At 74.5% G+C, this 2431-nt stretch carries 3 protein-coding genes; 2 read left to right on the top strand and 1 reads right to left on the bottom strand.

What is annotated here, in order from left to right; all coding sequences use genetic code 11:
- The first annotated feature begins 16 nt into the window (after positions 1-16).
- Positions 17-649 carry an SDR family NAD(P)-dependent oxidoreductase gene (locus ACW0Q9_RS30235; RefSeq protein ID WP_456187136.1) on the top strand — a complete coding sequence of 211 codons (633 nt, stop codon included), beginning with the start codon at positions 17-19 and terminating at the stop codon, positions 647-649.
- Between the two features lie 66 nt (positions 650-715).
- Here the strand turns inward: ACW0Q9_RS30235 and ACW0Q9_RS30230 are convergent, their stop codons facing one another.
- Positions 716-1543 (bottom strand): hypothetical protein, encoded by an 828-nt coding sequence (locus tag ACW0Q9_RS30230; RefSeq protein WP_456187135.1) that lies wholly within the window; start codon positions 1541-1543, stop codon positions 716-718.
- Positions 1544-1684: 141 nt separating this feature from the next.
- Between ACW0Q9_RS30230 and ACW0Q9_RS30225 the strand changes: the two genes are divergently transcribed.
- Positions 1685-2431 (top strand): AfsR/SARP family transcriptional regulator (locus ACW0Q9_RS30225; RefSeq protein ID WP_456187133.1); only part of this gene is annotated, 747 nt, incomplete at its 3' end.

Genomic DNA, 2431 nt, shown 5'->3' with positions numbered 1-2431 from the left:
GGGGCGGCGGGGTGACGTGCTCGCGGAGGCCGCGGCGCGGATCGGGGACTCGTGCGGGCGGGCCGGCGCGGTCACCCCGGTGGTCGCCGATCTCACCGACCCGGGGCAGGTCTCGGCGGTGGCCGAGGCGGTCGGGGACCGGACCGTCGACGCGGTGGTGAACAACGCCGGTGGTTACCTCGGCGGGCCGACCGACACCCTGGCCGACGTGGCGACCTGGTGGCGGGCCAACCTGGACGCGAACGTGCTCACCGCGGTGCTGCTCACCGAGGCGCTGCTGCCCGCCCTGCGCCGCCCCGGCGGCCGGGTGGTGCTGCTCAGTTCGATCGCCGCCCAGCGGGGCGGGGCCGGGCCGTACTCGGCGGCGAAGGCCGCGCTGCACGGCTGGGCGTACGACCTGGCCACCCAGCTCGGCCCGGACCAGATCACGGTCAACGTGGTCAGCCCCGGGTACGTGGCCGAGACCGAGTTCTTCGGCGACCGGATGACCCCGGAGGGGCACGCCAAGCGGGTGGCGGCCACCCTGGTCGGCCGGGCCGGCGTGCCGGACGACATCGCGGCGGCCGTCCGCTACCTGGTCGGCCCGTCCGCCGGCTACGTCACCGGCCAGGTGCTCGGCGTCAACGGCGGGTCCGTCCTCGGCCGCTGAGCCCGCCGAGACGGCGAGAGGGGCGGCGGCCCCCCGTGTGGCCGCCGCCCCTTCCCGCGTCGCGGGTCAGCCGTTCAGCACCTCGTACGCCGAGGAGGGCGCCTTCTGCACCTCGTCCCCGGCGGGCGCGGTGACCTTCGGCGCCTTGCCGAAGTCGTAGTACCGGGTCACCAGCTTCATGGCCTTCTTCTTGCCGGCGGCCGGGACCTCCAGCGTCAGCGTGGCGAGGTTGCCGTCCGGGCCGACCACGACGGTGAACGGCACCTTCGTCGCGGCCGTACCCAGCGCCGCCACGTCCACCCCCAGCGCGCTCTGCACGTCGGCGTTGGCGGTCAGGTCGGCAACCCCGGTGTACGTCCCGTTGCCCTTGTCCGTCACCGTGTCCGCCGTCCGGATGATCGCGGCGGTGTTCGCCGGGTCCGCGTTCTGGTAGACCGGCGCCTCCGTCTCGTCGTCGAGCTTGGTCCGGTCCAGCGCCATCCAGCGCTTCGGCAGCTTCAGCATGTCGTGCAGGCCGGGGATGCCGGTCAACTTCACCCGCATCCACAGGTCCTCGTCGATCACCCGGAACGTCATGGCCATGGTGAACTCGGGGTCCTCGTTCTTCTGCGTCATCCCCAGCTCCATGGCGTGCGCCGCCGGGTCCACCACACCGGTGAACTTGTCGGTGCCGTCCTGAGTGGAGAAGCGGAAGGCCGGATCCTTCTCGTCCGGCACGGCGGCCAGCAGCGTGGCCTTCGGGTCGGCCGCGGAGGTGCCCGGGGTGGAGCTGGCGCCCCCGGAGGCGCCGTCTCCGGTGCCGCACCCCGCGGACAGGGTGGTGGCGGCCAGCACGGCGGCCGCGAGGGCCGCGACCCGCCGGAACGTCGCGGCGGTGCCGGTACGCTGCGTCATCTCTTTGACTCACTTTCCCAGGTGACTGTTGCACCGGGATCCTGCCAGGCCGCCACGGCCGTCCCGCTGCCGTTATGCTGCCGTCCGACTGCCGTGGGCCGCCGCGGCGGGCGGCCGGGGGGTACAGGAGCGGAAACTCGCATGTCAGAGGCGTTGCGCTTCGAGATCCTGGGCCCGCAACGGGCCTGGTACGCGGACCGCCCGCTCGACCTCGGCCCCGGCAAGCAGCGGGCCGTGCTGGCCGTGCTGCTGCTCGCCGCGGGCCGTCCCGTCCCGACCGCGCAGATCGTCGACGCGGTGTGGCCCGAGGAGCCCCCGGCGAACGGCCCGAACGTGGTGCAGAAGTACGTGGCCGGGCTGCGCCGGGTGCTCGAACCCGATCGCTCGCCGCGTACGCCGGCCCAGGTGCTGACCCTCACCGACGCCGGTTACCTGCTGCGGATCCCGCCGGAGGCGGTGGACGCGGTCCGCTTCGAGCGGGGGGTGCGGCGGGCCCGGCAGTGGCACGCGGACGGGCGTACCGAGGAGGCGCTGGCCGAGGTGAGCGCCGCCCTGGAACGGTGGCAGGGGGAGCCGTTCACCGGGTTCGCCGGCCCCTACTTCGACGCCGCCCGGCACCGGCTGGTGGAGCTGCGGGCCGTCGCCCTGGAGACGCGTACCGAGCTGGAGCTGGCCGGCGGCCGGCACGGCGAGCTGGTCGGCCGGCTGGTCGAGCTGGTGGCCGAGTTCCCGGTCCGGGAACGGCTGCGCCACCAGCTCATGCTGGCGCTGCACCGCAGCGGGCGGCAGGCCGAGGCGCTGGCCGCCTACCGCGACTTCGCCGGCCTGCTCCGCGAGGAGTACGGCATCGCGCCCGGCGAGGACCTCCAGGAGCTGCACCAGCGCATC

Source organism: Micromonospora sp. I033, assembly GCF_053890995.1.
Note: the sequence above shows the minus strand (reverse complement) of the source record. Positions and strands in the feature narration are given on the sequence as shown.

What these genes read in the sequence shown, in the direction of transcription:
- ACW0Q9_RS30230 (WP_456187135.1), bottom strand. Translation starts at nt 1,543, where the DNA reads ATGACGCAGCGTACCGGCACCGCCGCGACGTTCCGGCGGGTCGCGGCC.